At 65.8% G+C, this 1,623-nt stretch carries 2 protein-coding genes; both read left to right on the top strand.

What is annotated here, in order from left to right; translation table 11 throughout:
• Positions 1-15 precede the first annotated feature (15 nt).
• The gene (locus EB084_24980; protein ID NDD31518.1) at positions 16-474 is read left to right on the top strand and encodes a hypothetical protein; all 459 of its coding nucleotides are present in this window, start codon (positions 16-18) and stop codon (positions 472-474) included.
• Entirely contained in the window at positions 471-1,463 is a 993-nt protein-coding gene (locus EB084_24975) for a phosphatidylserine/phosphatidylglycerophosphate/cardiolipin synthase family protein (GenBank protein NDD31517.1), read from the top strand. The genes EB084_24980 and EB084_24975 overlap by 4 nt, the downstream gene beginning before the upstream one ends.
• Positions 1,464-1,623: the final 160 nt, after the last annotated feature.

The following is a 1,623-nucleotide window of genomic DNA, read 5'->3' as shown; positions in this document are numbered from 1 at the left end:
GGGGCGGCCCGTCGCGTGGCGCGACACGTGGCCCAGCGTCTCGAGATGCATCGCCGTCCCCTCGAGCTGGCGCGCGATCTCTCTGACAAGCAGCTCGCGGCCATGCCCCCCCGTGGGCTGGCCGTGCTCGGAGACTGCCTGCTTCGCGACCTCGATGAGAAGCGCTATGGCTCCATCGACGAGGCCTGTACCATGAGCCAGCAGTTCGTGCGCGTGCTCACCGCGCGAGGCACCGACGCGGGCAGCATCGACTACCTGATGCGGGGCATGCATCGTGCCGACCGGGCAGGCGACGTGCTGGTGGGCCCTGCGCGGCTGGCGTTCACCCGGGCGACTGGGCCGGATGGAGCCGCTACCTCGATCAGGCCACGGCCACGCGGGCCACCAAGGGCAATCACGTCGACCCCCTGGTCGACGGCGCGCGGGCCTTCCCCAAGATTCTGCACGACATCGACCACGCGAAGTCGACGGTGAACTTCTGCGTGTTCGACTTCCAGTCTGACGAGGCGGGCTGGGACTACGCGCGTCATCTGGCGGCGGCCGCTGAGCGGGGCTGCGAGGTGCGCTTCTTGTACGACCCTGTGGGTTCGTATCACAAGTCGAACGGCGTTCCCACCGACCCGGGCATCTTCCAATATCTCAAGGATCACGGGGTGAAGGTACTGGCCCAGAAGCCGGACCCATTTCCCAACCATGTCATGCATCGCAAGATCCTGGTGCTCGACGGTCGTGTCGGATACATGGGTGGAATGAACGTGGGCGACGAGTACCGTGACCTGTGGCACGACGTGCACTGCCGCCTCACCGGCCCCGCCGTGTCCGATCTGCAGGCCGTCTACCTGCGCCAGTGGCAGCAGGAGGGCGGCGACCTCTCGGCCGCCGAGATGCGGCGCATGTTCCCGCGCCTGCACGCAAGCGAGTCAGAGGGCACCACGCGCATCATCGGCCACGAGGGGCGCAGCGACATCTCCATCAAGCTGGCCTACCTGCGCTCCATCGACACGGCCGCGAAGCGCATCGACATCGCTGACCCCTACCTCACCGACCCGGAAGTCATCGCCCACCTGTGTGCGGCCGCTCGTCGCGGGGTCGACGTGCACGTGGTGCTGCCCAAGATCAACATCCATGCGTACGAGCAGATCGCTGAGCGGGCGCATTACAACGAGATGCTGAGCGCGGGCGTGAACGTATACGAATACGGCGGTCACCCCATGCTGCACGCCAAGGTCGCCGCCTTCGATGGCAAGGCCTGCACCATCGGATCGAGCAACCTCGATGCCCAGAGCCTTGAAGCCAATGACGAGGTCAACATGTTCAGCGACGACCCGCAGGTCGTGGCCGACCTGCATCGCGACTTCTTCGCCCCCACCATCGCCGCCGCCGAGAAGATCGACGCCCACCACCCCGGCTTCTTGGGCCGCATCGTCGAGAAAGCCGTGGCTCGCGCCAGCGGACTGCTCTGATCGGCTGTTCGGTTCCAAATCGCCGAACAGGGGCTGCGAAACGCGAGGAATCACAGGGGTCTTGTGATGTTCGGTGAAAGACGCCCCCGAACATCTCCCCCTTAACGCTCCCTTGACGTCGCCTCCAGCCCTTTTTCGCGTGGCTTGCCTACGCTCTCAC

Source organism: Pseudomonadota bacterium (assembly GCA_010028905.1).
Lineage (GTDB): Bacteria > Vulcanimicrobiota > Xenobia > RGZZ01 > RGZZ01 > RGZZ01.
The sequence above is the reverse complement of the archived record's forward strand: the minus strand, read 5'-3'. Positions and strand labels throughout refer to the sequence as shown.